The sequence below is a fragment of the Pedobacter jamesrossensis genome (genome assembly GCF_042650905.1).
GTDB lineage: Bacteria > Bacteroidota > Bacteroidia > Sphingobacteriales > Sphingobacteriaceae > Pedobacter > Pedobacter jamesrossensis.
The window spans coordinates 1-15,363 of the sequence record NZ_JBHSBY010000019.1 but is presented as its reverse complement, the minus strand read 5'-3'; the positions used below and the strand labels follow the sequence as shown (position 1 = coordinate 15,363).

General features: G+C 31.0%; 12 protein-coding genes and 1 tRNA gene. 7 read left to right on the top strand and 6 right to left on the bottom strand.

Going from position 1 to position 15,363, the window contains the following annotated elements; all coding sequences use genetic code 11:
* Positions 1-57: 57 nt before the first annotated feature.
* The gene (locus ACFOUY_RS02995; RefSeq protein WP_378958970.1) at positions 58-639 is read right to left on the bottom strand and encodes a Crp/Fnr family transcriptional regulator; all 582 of its coding nucleotides are present in this window, start codon (positions 637-639) and stop codon (positions 58-60) included.
* 39 nt (positions 640-678) lie between these two features.
* The gene (locus ACFOUY_RS02990) at positions 679-1,665 is read right to left on the bottom strand and encodes a D-alanine--D-alanine ligase (RefSeq protein WP_378958969.1); all 987 of its coding nucleotides are present in this window, start codon (positions 1,663-1,665) and stop codon (positions 679-681) included.
* 169 nt (positions 1,666-1,834) lie between these two features.
* Here ACFOUY_RS02990 and ACFOUY_RS02985 point away from each other — a divergent pair, with 169 nt between their 5' ends.
* The 5 genes from ACFOUY_RS02985 to ACFOUY_RS02965 all read left to right on the top strand — a co-directional run bounded on the left by ACFOUY_RS02985 (position 1,835) and on the right by ACFOUY_RS02965 (position 5,257).
* Positions 1,835-2,605 (top strand): PASTA domain-containing protein, encoded by a 771-nt coding sequence (locus ACFOUY_RS02985; protein ID WP_378958968.1) that lies wholly within the window; start codon positions 1,835-1,837, stop codon positions 2,603-2,605.
* 18 nt (positions 2,606-2,623) lie between these two features.
* A complete protein-coding gene (gene mltG / locus ACFOUY_RS02980) occupies positions 2,624-3,679 on the top strand; it encodes an endolytic transglycosylase MltG (RefSeq protein WP_378958967.1) in 1,056 nt (351 codons plus the stop codon).
* The gene (locus ACFOUY_RS02975; RefSeq protein WP_378958966.1) at positions 3,679-4,089 is read left to right on the top strand and encodes an acyl-CoA thioesterase; all 411 of its coding nucleotides are present in this window, start codon (positions 3,679-3,681) and stop codon (positions 4,087-4,089) included. The genes mltG and ACFOUY_RS02975 overlap by 1 nt, the downstream gene beginning before the upstream one ends.
* Positions 4,089-5,078 (top strand): YihY/virulence factor BrkB family protein, encoded by a 990-nt coding sequence (locus ACFOUY_RS02970; RefSeq protein ID WP_378958965.1) that lies wholly within the window; start codon positions 4,089-4,091, stop codon positions 5,076-5,078. The genes ACFOUY_RS02975 and ACFOUY_RS02970 overlap by 1 nt, the downstream gene beginning before the upstream one ends.
* Before the next feature lie 94 nt (positions 5,079-5,172).
* Positions 5,173-5,257, top strand: a tRNA-Ser gene (locus ACFOUY_RS02965).
* A gap of 313 nt (positions 5,258-5,570) precedes the next feature.
* Here the strand turns inward: ACFOUY_RS02965 and ACFOUY_RS02960 are convergent.
* The 3 genes from ACFOUY_RS02960 to ACFOUY_RS02950 form a co-directional block, all read right to left on the bottom strand.
* A complete protein-coding gene (locus ACFOUY_RS02960; protein ID WP_378958964.1) occupies positions 5,571-7,460 on the bottom strand; it encodes an SIR2 family protein in 1,890 nt (629 codons plus the stop codon).
* A gap of 15 nt (positions 7,461-7,475) precedes the next feature.
* Positions 7,476-9,236 (bottom strand): DUF262 domain-containing protein, encoded by a 1,761-nt coding sequence (locus ACFOUY_RS02955; protein ID WP_378958962.1) that lies wholly within the window; start codon positions 9,234-9,236, stop codon positions 7,476-7,478.
* 124 nt (positions 9,237-9,360) lie between these two features.
* The gene (locus ACFOUY_RS02950) at positions 9,361-12,477 is read right to left on the bottom strand and encodes an Eco57I restriction-modification methylase domain-containing protein (RefSeq protein ID WP_378958961.1); all 3,117 of its coding nucleotides are present in this window, start codon (positions 12,475-12,477) and stop codon (positions 9,361-9,363) included.
* Positions 12,478-12,970: 493 nt separating this feature from the next.
* Between ACFOUY_RS02950 and ACFOUY_RS02945 the strand changes: the two genes are divergently transcribed.
* Entirely contained in the window at positions 12,971-14,206 is a 1,236-nt protein-coding gene (locus ACFOUY_RS02945) for an ImmA/IrrE family metallo-endopeptidase (RefSeq protein ID WP_378958959.1), read from the top strand.
* A 6-nt stretch (positions 14,207-14,212) separates the two neighbouring features.
* Positions 14,213-14,809: a P63C domain-containing protein gene (locus tag ACFOUY_RS02940; RefSeq protein ID WP_378958958.1), complete on the top strand. Its 597-nt coding sequence runs from the start codon at positions 14,213-14,215 to the stop codon at positions 14,807-14,809.
* Positions 14,810-15,048: 239 nt separating this feature from the next.
* Here the strand turns inward: ACFOUY_RS02940 and ACFOUY_RS02935 are convergent, their stop codons facing one another.
* The gene (locus ACFOUY_RS02935) at positions 15,049-15,198 is read right to left on the bottom strand and encodes a hypothetical protein (RefSeq protein WP_378958957.1); all 150 of its coding nucleotides are present in this window, start codon (positions 15,196-15,198) and stop codon (positions 15,049-15,051) included.
* Positions 15,199-15,363: the final 165 nt, after the last annotated feature.

Sequence of the window (15,363 nt, the reverse complement as noted above, 5' to 3'; positions counted from 1 at the left end):
TAATTATAAAACGTTAGAAATTTAAAAAAGCCTAACTTTTGTACAATAGACAGTTGATTATATTTTATAAATCTTGCCTCTTTTAAGTATGATTAGATTTTTATCTTCTAATAATTTCACCCCCCTTATCACTGTTTCAACACGCAAACCAGTCATATCAGCAAGTTCTTGTCGGGTAACTTTAAGGCTTTCGCCAGAAGAAATATCAGTAAATAAAAAGTTAATTATGGTCTCCAGCCTATGTTCCGCTTTTTCATTTGCAAGTTCTTCTAACATCATAGATTTGTAGAAAAGCCTTTTGCTTAAAACTTTAATTAAATCCATGCTAAATTCAGGATCGCCCTTTAAAAGGTCGAAAAAATCTGTTTTCTTAACAAGAATTAATTCTGAATTTTTATTTGCAAACGTGTAGGCAAGATACGGTCTGTTAATTAATAAAGCTGGTTCGCCAAAATATTGCCCGGTTCTAAAAACGCCTTGTATAAATTCCTTTCCATCGTCATTTACAGTAACCATTCTTATTTCTCCACTTTTAATAAAATAAACAAATCTTGGCTGCATGTCTGGCTCATAGATTATAGAATCTTTGGGGAATTCTTTAACGGAATAACCTTTATCTAAGAGTTGTTGAATGTACATGGATTAAGAATTATATTTAAATACGCCTTTTTCAAAAACTTAATTTAAAGTTTCTTTCATTAAACGGGTATAAAACTCTTTTAACGATATGCCCATTGCAGCCACTTGTTGCGGAATAAAGCTAGTCGCCGTTTGACCAGGAATTGTATTTATCTCAATAAAATAAAATTTACCTGTTTCATGCTCAAGAAAATAATCAACACGTACAACGCCTCTACAATTCAGTTTTTTGTAAACATCCTTAATAATTTGATGTACCCTCGAAAATTCTTCATCGCTCATACTTCCTGGTGTTATTTCTTGTGTGGCACCAGGTGTATATTTAGCTTCAAAATCAAAAAACTCATTAGCTGGAATAACTTCTGTAGTTGGCAAAACCGTTATTTCGCCATTTGCTTTGTAAACGCCTATAGAAAATTCTCTGCCACTAACAAATTCTTCAATTAATACTTGCGTATCTTCTTTAAAAGCTTTTTCAACAGCAACATCTAAATCATCCGTATGTTTAACTTTGCTCATACCAATACTGCTGCCACCGCTGTTTGGCTTAACGAAATATGGAAGTTTTAAATCTTGCTTAATCTGATTTAAATTATGGTTTCCTCCTTTAAATATTTGAATAGATTTCGCCACATATAAATTATCAATTCCATCTACAATTGCCTTTGTGTATCCTTTATTCATCGTAATGGATGAAGTTAAAGCATCACAAGTTGTGTAAGGTATCTTTAGCATATCGAAATAGCCCTGAAGCTTACCATCCTCGCCTGGTGAACCGTGAATGGCAATAAAAACACCATCAAATTTAATTTTGCGACCGTCTAATGTTAAGGAAAAATCATTTTTATCAATATCAATTTTAACAGAATCGGATGGTTCGTAAAACCATCCCTTATCGTTTAGCATTATTTTGTAAACATCGTATAAATCAGTATCAATATTTTGAGCAATTGTTGCTGCGCTTTTTACCGAAATTACCCATTCACCTGTGGTTCCGCCAGTTAATAATGCAATAGTTTTTTTCATGCTGGTATAAATAGAAATTGAATATAAATATATCCTCAAAAATATAAATATCTTTGTGCAATATTTAATTTTAGAGAACAGAATAACAAATGATTGAATTCAATCGTTCATTAAAACATTAATATAATTACATTTGAGTTTACTGGCTTAACCCAATATTTTAAGATTCATGTCTAAATTTATAGATTATTTAAAAACCAAATCATTTCGAACAACCATAGTAGCTGCCGTTATTACTGTAATTGTACTTCTTCTTGTTGCATTTTTTAGTTTAAGATTTTACACTAAACATGGTCAGGGATTAAATGTTCCGATGGTAAAAGGACTATCTTTTGCTGATGCTGTAGTAAAATTAGAAGAAGCAGGCTTGAAGTATGAAGTAGATTCTGTTTTTATTTTAGACCAGCCTGCAGGTATTGTAATTGACCAGGATCCCGATCCAAATACTTTTGTAAAAGACAATCGTACAATTTATTTAACTATAAATGCGGGGAAAATACCAAATACAAAATTTCCAGATATTGCGTTTAAGACCTTAAGAGAGGCACAGGCAATTATAGAAAGTTCGAGACTAAAACTTGGCGATACTTCTTACAAGGCAGATGTTAGTCGTGATGTAGTTTTAGAAGCCTCTTTTGGAGGTCAACCCATCGAAGCAGGTCAAACCATCCCGGTTGGCTCTAGAATTAATCTTGTGCTTGGAGATGGCAGAGGAAATCAGGATGTTGATATTCCGCAGTTAGTTGGCCTAACAATTGACGAAGCTAAATTTAGCCTAAAAGGTTCTGCGTTAGCTTTAGGAAACATTATTTACGAAGGTGCAATTACAGATAGTGCAAATGCAGTTATTACAAAACAAGATCCGATGCCGGCAGATTCATTAACCAAAGTAACAATAGGCACAAAAATTAATATTACCTTATCTAACAAACAACAATAAATTACGCATATTATAATAATGACTGAAGTAGAAAAAAAGAAAATGAATACAGGTAAAAAAGCTGCAATAATTATAGCAGTGCTTGTTATTTTGGTTGGTGGATTTTTCGCATTAAATCTTTACAAAGTTTACTTTGCACCCAATATTACCGAAAATCAGAAATTCCTCTACATTAAAACAGTTAGCAGTTATGATGATCTAATTTCAAATTTAAAAACTAAAGATATTCTTAAAAGCACAGCTTCTTTTGAAACTGCTGCTGATAAAATGACCTTAAAAACCAACGTTAAACCTGGCCGTTACCGCCTAAAAAAAGGAATGACAAACCGCACTTTAATTAATATGATTAAAGCTGGAAACCAGGAACCAGTTAAATTAAAATTTCAAAACATTCGTAAAAAAGAGAATTTTGCTGCATATCTGGCAAGCAACTTAGAGGCTGATTCGTTAAGTTTTATAAGCGTTTTAGATTCGACGCCATTAATAACAAAATATGGCTTTAATCAGGATAATGTTTATGCTATGTTTATTCCCAATACTTATGAAATGTATTGGAATGTATCACCTGTTGAGTTTTTCGAACGTATGCACAAAGAATATGATAAATTCTGGACTGCAGAACGCAAACAAAAGGCCGCTAGCTTAAACCTTAGCCCTGCTCAAGTTTATACTTTAGCTTCTATTGTTGATGCTGAAGCACTTTATGATAAAGAAATGCCGATAATTGCTGGTTTATACCTAAACAGATTAAACAAAGGAATTTTATTACAGGCAGATCCTACTGTGATTTTCGCAAATAACGATTTTACAGTAAAACGCGTTACCAATAAACTTTTACAAGTTCAATCGCTATACAATACTTACAAATATGCAGGTTTGCCACCAGGCCCGATTATGATGCCAAGTATTAACGCAATAGATGCTGTTTTGAATCGTCAGCAAAATGATTTCATTTATATGTGCGCTAAAGAAGATTTTTCTGGCTATCATAATTTTGCTGCAACAAAAGCAGAGCATGAAATTAATGCGAAAAAATATCGCGAAGCTTTAAATAAAAGAAACATTTTTAAATAATGTTTGTACACGAAACTAAAGTAAAGGTTCGATATGCAGAAACAGACCAAATGGGTGTGGTTCATCATGCCAATTACGCCTTATACTACGAACTTGCCAGAACAGAATGTTTTGAAGCTTGTTCTGGAATAACATACGAATCTATGGAAGCCGATGGTGTAATGTTGCCATTGCTAGAATTGCAATCTAAGTTTTTAAAACCTGCATTATACAATCAGGTGCTTACGGTTAAATCAATTGTAAAAGAATTACCTACTGTTCGTTTAAATGTAGAATATGAAATTTACAACGAAAAAGAAGAACTTATAAATATTGGAAAAACAACTTTAGTTTTCGTTGATAAAAATACTAGAAGACCTTGTCATCCACCTAAAAATTTTATGGAGGGTGTGAGTCAATATTTTAATTAATGGATTGGTTACACAAGCAATTATTAAGACTTAAAATCTATTCGGAATTTATCGAATGGACTAAAGGTTGCGTATTGCCTGGTTTTAGTCCATTGCCTCTTTATACTGTTGCAACTTTCTTTTTTAAAGAAATAGGTAAAGACTCGCTGGTTAATAAATCATCATCGCTGGCTTACAGTTTTATGCTAGCCATTTTTCCAGGGATTATTTTTCTTTTCACATTAATTCCGTTTATCCCGATTAAAGGTTTCCAAGATCAGTTATTAAATATCATTGAACTTATTTTACCTCATAATGCTTTTGATGCCTTTGAAACAACACTTAAAGATATAATCAAAAAACAAAACGGTCGTTTGTTATCATTTGGCTTTCTATCAGCTATTTTCTTCGCCACAAACGGTGTTAAAAATTTAATGAAGGCATTTAATAAATCTTCTTTAATTATTGAAACCCGAAGCTGGCTAAAGCAACGTTTAATTGCCTTAATATTAACTACAGTTGTTTGCTTTTCGATAATCATTTGCATTAGCGCAATGGCGCTGGGAGAAGTATTATTAAATTATATAAAAACAGAATTACATATTAAGGATAGCTTAGCAGTTTACGCTATACAACTAACACGCTGGTCTTTACTTGCTTTTTTATACTTTATTACCATTTCCATTTTATATCGTTATGGTCCATCTCATGCAAAAAAATGGAAGCTTTTTAGTGCCGGTTCCTGGCTAGCGACAATTTTGGCTTTTTTAACCATTTGGGGATTTTCATTTTACATCAACAACTTCGGTTCTTACAACAAAGTTTACGGTTCGATAGGAACTTTAATTGTTGTAATGATTTGGCTTTATTTAAATTCTTTGATTTTATTAATAGGTTTTGAGCTTAATGCAAGTGTAGATGTGAGTAAAAGAAGCGTTAAAATCATACGTCCTACCTTCAATTTGTTTAAAAAAACAGACCCAATTGAAGGAAATTTGAGAAAGAAGTAAATTTTTCTCTCTCTGTGTTAAGCAATTATCAATTTTTCTTAAAAAAAACATGATCTCTATTTGCAAAATTAAATGGAGTTTGTACTTTTGTCGCGGAGAGTTGGCAGAGTGGTCGATTGCGGCAGTCTTGAAAACTGTTGACTGTTACAGGTCCGCGGGTTCGAATCCCCCACTCTCCGCTGACTATAGCCCTAATTAATTGTTAATCAATTAGTTAGGGCTTTTTCTTTGCCCTGTGGGGCTAATTGTGGGGCTAAAATTAATCTTGAAGTAGAAAATTAATATAGCATACAAGTTTTCATCTGCTGTCGAAATGAGCGGATAATAGATTTTATTCGGAGTTTAAACACAATTACTCATATTATTATTAATAATTGATTAGAGTGCTTAAAAGATGGGTTGTGTGGAAAGATTTAAATCCAATGATGACACGATAGTATAATATACGAATGATTATTAATTTTAAATTAAAGAACACATTCGGAAAATTAATTACCAAATTGCTATCAGATTGCCATCATCTTGAAAACCAAACTTCTCATACATCATTGTAATAGTATTACTTTTACTTTTTACCAATATTGATGTATCAGTTTCTTCAGAAGAGTATGGCTCGAAAATCAAAATTTGAGTATCTCCTAAATCAAAATCTAAACCTAAAAGATGAATGATTTCTTTGCCTTTATGGAATACTACAACCCCTACTTTATTTTTCAATGTTTTTTTTAATGCTCTTACAACTTCAATGTTGTTGTTTTGAGCGTCAATAATTACTCCATCCTTATTATCTACAATTACACGCTTTTGGTTAATTAATTTTAACAAATGATTAACTGGCAAAGCAGACTTCTGTAAATCAGCAATTTTAACATCCTTGAATTTCACATTAAAATGTTTTTCTATCTGCTTAAGAGCTTCAAAAAACCTTAATTTTTCAAGATAACTCGGTGTAAAGTTATTTTTGACATCTAATGATTTGTTAAGTAAGCTTTTATTGTTTTGGAAATGCAAATTAAAGGACTTACCACTAAAAATAAAATGAGCCAGCATATAGACTTTAATAGCTGAATTAATTGAAATCAATTTGTTAGGTTCGAAAATTTTAACCTTAAAAGTAAACTTTGGTTGTTTGCTTATATCAATATTTATCTCTATTCGGAAAGTATCAATAGTTGTCTTAACAAGTAACCTATTGCTTTTTAAGTTGTAAACATCATATCTAATGTTCTCTACTTCAAAATCACTATGCAAGAATTGAATTGAACAAGTTTGAGAAAATACTGCGGGTGTTTGCACGGTTAACTTTGCTAAAGTATCAAGCTTAAGAAAACTGAAACCCTCAATAGAATATTTGAAACTCGCTAAATCTTTTCCTGTAAAAGTAAGGTTTAGCCCTCCTTTACCATTCGTAAATCTTTTATATTTTTCGATTACCCGCCTATCTGAAATTTGAAATTGAATTTCCTGCTGTGTTACTCCAGTAGCATTTTCAATAGATGTTATCCAATTTTTTTCAGGTGATAAATTCAGCCCTATTTTTAAATTATGGGCATCAAATACTTCCTGTCCTGTACTGATGGAAATAGATTTATCTTCAATATCCTTTTTTAAATTATCCTTGATATTTTCATGTAAGCCATTTAAGAATTCTTCTGCGGTAATTTTATAGCTATGAATGTCATTTTGTTTCAAGAAAGCCTCTTTCAATTCAGGGATAAATGGAGAAACATAGAACATTTTTTTTCCCTCTCCGTTTGTATGTTCAAGGATTTTCTCAAAAAGAGACCATACATTTAAATCTTCATATCCATATCCTAAAAAAACTATATGCTTCGAAGCCAATTCACTAATTATCGAAGCCCAAAAAGGATTTCTGTAATCTGTACCGTATAAATTTGAATAATCTTTGTCGGTGATAACTATACTTTTATCATCATGAATATCGCCATGTATTTTGTAAATTTTAACTTTATTGTGCTGAGGAATAGTAACATCTATTGGCTTTGATATTACAACAGCTCGACTTGTATAACTGTCCTCAATTAAAGTATCATAATTAGTCGTTATGATAGTTCTAAAAAAAGACACTCTACTCAACAAATCGTGGTTGTGAGTATTTGTTGGTTTTTTAATAAATTCTTTTCTCAGGATAGCAATTAATTCATTTCTACTTCCATTTTTAAGCGTTATAAAATCCTGGGCTAATTTACTTAAGCCACTATTTTCATAAACTTTATTCTTTTCCTCTTCCGTTAATGAGTTAAAAATGATTTTTGCCAATGTTCCTCCAGAAGGATATCCTGCATATAATGAAAATCCCGCACCAATAAAAAGACAAACATTATCTTTTCTTATCAATTCATAAAGGTCTTCTATATCCATAGAATTTTCTTGATTTTAATGCTTTATTTCAGTTAGGTCTATTTCCAAAATAGTTTCTATTTGACCACAGAACCAATTCCAACGGTCTTGTAACGCTTCTAAATTCCACTCTTTATTGTATTTATTTTTGGTGTAATCGTCCACAATCTTTTGAGTAATCCTAAAAGCTGTTATGCCTTCATTTTCTTCTGAGTAAAATCCTTTTCCAGTATAAGCGCCTAATTTTCTCTCAAATCCATAATTACTGGCTTGCAAATTTTTTGTTCCGCTCAAAAGAGTAAGATTAGCACCAGAATTTACCCAGTCTTCTATTTCGTCATTCAATTCAAATTTATTTCTCCATTCTAAATTGTTGCTATAAGCACGTGGAAGAATATGTTCTACTTGAATGTTTCGGTCCCACATTGCTAAAAAATTAAGGTTACTATCGTCTGTCTGCTGATATTCAATTAAAAAAAGTAAAGGCTTACACCATTTTTCATTATATATATCTCCTTGCAAATTTTCAATTGCTCTTCGTGTAGTTTCAGCAGAATTTTGTTCAAGTTCATTTTTTATAAACTCAAGAGACTTCTTCTCTTTAAGCCATTTAATGAGATTAAATGAAGTTTGCTTAATCTTTGTTAGAGTATTGCCTGCTATCCAATTCAAGTAATAATAGCGCCTGAAAATTTTAGAAAATTCTAAATAATCTGGATATTTTTCTTTTAATGCTGTGAGTAAAATGGAACGCCAATACATTCCCCAGGTTATATAGAAAAATGAATAAGTTAGTTTATCATCTTTATCATAAATTTCTGTTCTATAATTACCTATAAAATCTCTTATTTCCTTGATAACTTGATTAGGGTCTTTCCCTCTAAGTTCTTCTACAAGTTCATCATATAAAGACTTCTTTGGATTTTGTGCTAGCAAATAATACTCATACATTACAAATAAATCATTTAATGTAGTTTCAGTATCATTAGAATAATTTTCACAAACTTTCCAATCGTCCATAAATTGGTCTTCTTTCTGTTTCTTTAATTCTAAGTCATTTTCATACTTTTTTTGTATCTGCCCTATCAAAAAGCTTTTAATTAAATCCGAATTTGACAAGTCAAGTCCTCTATCATTTAAAACCTGAAAAAGTTTTATAGCAAATGCTACTGACTGGCAATCAATTCGTATAATTTTAACACTATTGAATAAATAGTTTATTAAAACTCCAGCCTCCTCTTCTCCGATTTCATTTAATTTATTCGTAAAAAAATTTGAAGTATTTTGAAACTTAAACTTTGGTTCTTCTTTTCTTAAATCTTTTTTTGTCGGTTTCTTTGTTGTAGTAGTATCGTTATTTAAAATAATAGTTTCGAAATCACTCTGATGATTAGAATGTGTTCTAAGCCTCAATCTCTCAAAGCGGTCATTAAATTTTATCGAACTATCTATAACTTTATTATCAACTGCGAAAGGGTCTTGGTCAAGTATATTTTGGTTTATGTTAGGGAATAAATCTCTATATACACAAAGTAAAATAGTTAATGTTGTAAGTCTTTGCTGTCCATCAACAATATCCAAATAGCTTGAGCTATCTTCAGGCTTAGCGGTGATAACAGAACCTAAAAAATAATTAGGGTCATTCTCTTTTGCCTCAATTAAATCATCCCAAAGCTTTTCCAATTGGTCATCGCCCCAAGAATATGGTCTTTGATATCTTGGAATTTGATATAGACTATCTGTATTTCCAAATAGTTGTTTAATTGTTAAGCTACTAGGTTTAAAAATATCTTCCATTCGATTTAAATTATCTTTTATTTTATATGAATATTATTGTTAATTGATTACTGTTGTGGTTTTAACCAGAATATGTGACAATGATATATCCCTGGGAACTCAACATTATAGCTCTAAATAAAGCTCAACTCTGCTCCACAATTTTAATCTCATCTGCAGTTAAATCATAAAGCTTATAAACCATTGCATCTATTTCTTTATCGGTAGCATCTATTTCAGATTTTAAGGCTAAAACTTTCTTTGCTTCGGTATTAAAATAATCTTCCCAGTCCGCTTCTTGACTTATCGAAAGTTTAACTTTTTGCTTGGTTAATTCTTTAATAAAATCAGCATAACTTAACAAATACCAATATTGTAATTTCTTAGATAGAACTTCAAAAGCAAATTTTCTTTGTAACGTTCTTTGGAATTTTTGAGATTGCTCCTGTAGTTGGTTACTGAATAAAGTTATTTCTTCAGCTTTCTTGGTAAATTTTGACTTGATTTCTTCTGAAATTATCTTGATAGGCAGTTTAACCATTTTATTAGCATCTAATCTAACCCTACCCCCATTTTCGCTATCACCAAAAGCTGGAAATAAATATTTTTTAACGCAATTAAATAGTTTTGAATTTAAAACACACTGCAAGTATCTATCAGCATTGGCTATAAAGTAACAGTTCGCACTTATATAATATTTTTCTGTATCATAATAAAAGTTATGGTTAACTGCTGTATGATAATAAATTAATTTAGGTTTTTCCAACTCATTATAATAGTCACAACTTCTCAAATTCCAATAATTTAATCCTTTATCCTGACGTTTTATTAATTTCTCCTCAAACGACTTTAAATAGTCAAAAACTGCAGGATATTCATTTGGAACATCTAAACTGTATTCCGTTGCAACTAAATACCTACCTGAATATAATAAACTCCATTTTCTTAGGTCGTCCCCTTCGACCATCTTTTTTAAAATTGAAATGGATTTATTATCATTACTAACTATTTTATTTCTTGTATTTTCATCAATAATAAATGCCTCATTTAGTCCCGTTAATATACCTCTATAGTTTCCTCCATTTGTATACTCGTTTAAAGTATAATTTGAACTGTTAAATTTTCTAAGGATATTATTAACCTCATTATCAGTAAACCTCCAAATTGCATCTTCCAAATTTTCCTTTTTATATGATTGTAACTTATAATCATAATTTTGAGCATCAATTAATGATTTAATAATAGAATATTTTATATCTTGATTATTGATAGTGTTTTCGATAATTGTGATTTCAGGTTCAGTAGAAGCATCTTCGAAGATTTTTAGTTCACCATAATTAATAATTTGAAGAATATAAAATGACTTCAAATAATTCCTTAATTCAAAACCATATTTTCTTTCCATCCATTTATTTGGAGTTATAAATCCTAATATTCCCTTTGGCTTTAATATTGTTAATGATAGACTATAAAAATAAACGTATAAGTCAGCAGTACCATTGAATACATTTGGATAATTTTCAGAAAAATACTTCTTCTGAATATTCCCTAATAGCTCTTGCCTAACATAAGGCGGATTTCCAATAATCACATCAAAACCATCATTTTCAAATATTTTAGGAAATGCCGTCTGCCAATTAAATGCTTTATCGCCGGCAATGGCCACATCATCTATCAATGAGTTTCCACACTTAATATTGTTGTTTAGGTCGTTTAGTTTTCGATTGGGTTGTGCAGTGCGTAACCATAAAGACAGCTTTGCAATCTCTACGCTTTCTTCGTTTAAATCAACCCCGAATAGATTATTTTCTAAAATGCTTTTTTCAATATCGCTCAAAACCAATGCATCGCCAAATAGTTTGGCTTGCAATTCATCAATGTATTTATGCTCGGTAATTAAAAAGTCTAAAGCTTGGTTTAAAAAAGCTCCACTTCCACAGGCTGGGTCGCAGATAGTAATTTGCAGTAACCAATTTCGGTAGTTATTTAGTTTTTCTAAAAGTGGTTGTTTGGTTGCTTTAGTACGTTTTTTATCGTTTGTGTAATCTTCCTCAATCAGGTTAAATTCTGTTTTTTTATCGGTGCACAGCTTACCAATGGTATTATCGACAATGTATTTTGTGATGTACTTTGGTGTGTAAAATACCCCGTCTTTTTTTCTTTTAGTTGTTGCCTTTTCAGCTACTGTCCCCTCTAATTGTGCTTTTATTTCATCCAATTCATTTAAGGAATTTTCAAAAATATGCCCTAAAATATTTACATCAACTTCACTTGCAAAATCGTATTCAGATAGTTTTAGTGTGTGCTTGTAAAGCAATTCATCATCAATTTTGATAACGTCCAAAACCTCATCGGGTTTAAATAAGCCACCGTTGTAAGCAAAAACATCATAACGTTTGCCCTTAAATCCTGTATTAAGATATTCGAAATACTTTTTAAATCGGTTATAGAGGGGGACGTTTTCATCCCTCTCTTGTAAATCTCGCCAATCGTTTAAAATTAAACGTACAGAGTTAGGTGGTAACAATTGGCGGTCTTCTGCAAAGAATAGAAACAAAAATCTATCTAATAATTTTTGCGATTTTTTAAATAATTCCAATGCATCAAATGCTGAATTTTGTTTTACTAAATCTTGATGCAATTCTCTTTTGAACAGCGAATAATCAGTATATAAGGCTTTGGTAATGTCTTTTTCTTTGCTTAACGATTGTTCCTTTAATTTCTTAGGAACATCATTTGCAATATTTTCGTAAGCTAAACACAGATAAAGTAATTCAAATTCTTTTTCTGTAAGTTGGAATAAATTAAACTCTAAAAATTCTGTTGCGTTATCGATGTAAAACCTCAACTTTTCAAAGTTAGATGTTACAACGTAAGCACAGTCTGGTTGATTGTTTTTATAGCCGAATGCCTGTACTTCTATCTTGCCTAAATCGGTAGTGTTTGTTCCTTTTAGCTCAATAACAGCTTTTACCTTGCCATCAACTAATATTGCACCATCTGCTTTCTTACTATCCTTTACATTTTTGTATTCTGTCGTTAAGTTAAAATTTGGCGTAGGGTTTTTAACATATCCTAAACCATTAACAAACAAATCAATTAAGAACTCTCCTTGGTATTGTTCTTCTTTACTGCTACGGATATTCTCTTGAATAAATAGATTGTGAAAGTGATTTTTAAATATGCTCCATTGTAAAAGCAATTTAGATTTATCTTGACTTTGTAAATGTTTGGTAATTACAGATTTTTGAAATAATGGCATAAAGGGCAATGAGACATTTTTAATTTAAATATTTCCTAAAATAGAAAGATTAAATGAATACAAGTTGATAATTTATCTAAAAGTGTAATAGTATACCGACCGAATGTTTTTAAGAGAATGATGTTTAATGGTAAATTAAAGCTCATTTATAAAAACCATTATAACATGCCGACCGATACAGGCATAAGTAACGATTCTATTCTCCTATAAATGTAAATTTCATAAAACCATTATAACATACCGACCGACAGATTAAATATTCATCTTTTTATAAATTGAGTTATTTAATTTTAGAACTAAGATAGATAGTAATCACATATTTAAATTACGGGAAACCGTATAATATAGCAAAACCGTATTTTTTTGGAAATTAAAAAATCAACTTCTTGCTAAGGTTTAATTAAAAAAAATGTACTAATACATTTTTTCAACCCAAATGACATTTAAATATATATTATTGATATATTAGCATCTGTAATAATACATTTTATAAATGACAGAAAACAACGAAAGTTTTAGCTTAGACCAATTACTTAACGACTTGTATAAACCACAAGAAGTTAACGAAAAAGCGACGCTAACCACACTGTTTGAAAAAAGGCTTCACGAACTGGATATTACCAGAACAGATGCTCAAAAAATTATAGATATTGAATATAGAACATTAAATGGAATTTTGAGTGGTTCTCAAAAAAGGGTTGATTTTTTTATCCTTTTAAAACTTGCTGGTTTTCTTAAAATTTCAAAACAAAAAGTTGCCGAATTATATTTAGAGGCATTAGAGCAATCTTTTCCTGATACGAACAGATTAGCAAGTGACAAAATTGAATTCATAAAATCTAACTTCGATTTAGCAACGCTCAAAAAAGTTGGCTTTATAAAAAGCATTAGTGATTTTGAAGAAATTGAACGAAATATTTGCGAGCTTTTTGAGCTAAAGGATATCTTTCAATATCAAAGCCCAAGTGTAGATGTAGCTTTTAGCTCCGGTGCAGTTCAGCCTAAAAATTTACAAAATAGGTCAATATGGTTAATGCAAGCTGAGAAAACTATCAAGGCATTAAATAATTCGTATGAATATAACAGAAACTCTCTTATTAAATATTTCTCGCAGATTAGATGGCATTCAACTGATGTACATTTTGGATTAATTAATGTAATAAAGGATTTGTTTAAATTAGGCATTACAGTTGTTTGGCAAGCTTCTCTTCCATCAATACATTTACGAGGTGCTACAATACCCGTTAATGGAAAACCTTGCATTATATTAACGGATTACAGGGGTTTTTATCCAACAATTTGGTTTGCCCTACTCCACGAATTGTATCACGTAATTTTTGACTGGGATGAAATTAAAGTTGGACAATATCATTTTTCTGAAGATGAAAGCGAAAGACAACTTTCAGTAAGAGAAAAAGAGCAGGAAGCGGATAATTTTGCTAGAGAATATCTTTTTTCAAACGAAAAACTGAAACACATTCAAGCTTACATCAATGATGACAGCTACGTGGATTCGTTCGCAAAAGCGAATCACGTGCATAAAAGCTTCATATATGTATTTCACGCTTATAACATTGGGAAAAATAATAAAGATAAATATGCTTGGCCAAGAGCAAAAAAGTATAATCCAGACATCACTAACATACTAACTCTACTGGAAAATTCTTGGGGAAATTATAAACCCATTTCCCAATTTGTAAAGCCTCTTAAATTAAAAATTTATAATTAATAAAATATGAAAAAACACAAACCCAAACCAGAGGATGCCGTCAAGGACGAACATCAGATTGAAGACATTCCAGTTGCAGGAGCAGAACTATTCCAGTTTCTATTAGATGGACCAGAATTAAGAATTAAGCAAAGTCCATCGAAAGAAAACAAGGAAAAAGAATTTGAAAGATTAGCTATACTTGGAGCAAGCCAAATCTCATTAGACGCGATAAAAAACTTTGTTTTGCATACAGCTAAGGCTCATCAAGTTACATTCCCTCAAGTGTATTACAAAGAGATGTTTCGATTAAAGGGCTGGAAAGTTCAAGGTGCAAATGTTTACAGGAAACCTTGGTTGGTTGCAAAATATACTGTTGAAGTAATTTACGGGCGTTTCACAAAAGATATATTAATGGCAATACAATTGCAAAACCCTTATATAGTTGCTGGCGTTAGAAGATTTAAACATTTTCAATATTTAAATGAAGCGGGACAAAGTAAACTTGAACAGTTTATTGATGAAGCAGTTGAAGTGATGAAAAACTCAACTACTTGGTATGAATTTAGAGTTAAAATGTTTGAACAACACGGTGTTCCATATCAAATGGATTTATTTAATTAACAAATTATTCAATATGCAAAACGAAATTACTTGAGCCGATTATATAAAATTAATCCGCTCAAGTTTTTTTTAAAAAAACAAATTACGGTTATCTAATTCTCAATATAGATATTAAGTAATCAAAATCCTTAAAAGACATTGAACGATATATTTTTATAGCAAAATTGATAGAAAATATAGCAAAACCGTATTTTAAAGAAAAAAAAGACGTCTAGTTACAGCAAAAGAAAAAAAATAATCTACAGCAAATGAGTAGCATTTGGATTTGATTTCCAAAGCTCATAATCCCACGGATAGGCGCAATCAAATTTAATCGGCTCTTCTTCTATTACTGGTTGTGTTTGCCCCTCTTTCAAAAGCCAATTTTTAAAAGGCTCTTGTTCATTCAAAGGCAATTCGCTTATGCAGATATAAACTATTGAGCCATTATTCTTAATATTTAGCGTTTCATGGATATTCCGACCCATACTACACCACCCATTCCGAGGCATAGTACACCAGTCATTCCGAGCCAAAGTGCACCAGTTTTTGTTGAGGTAATTAAATATTCCAAG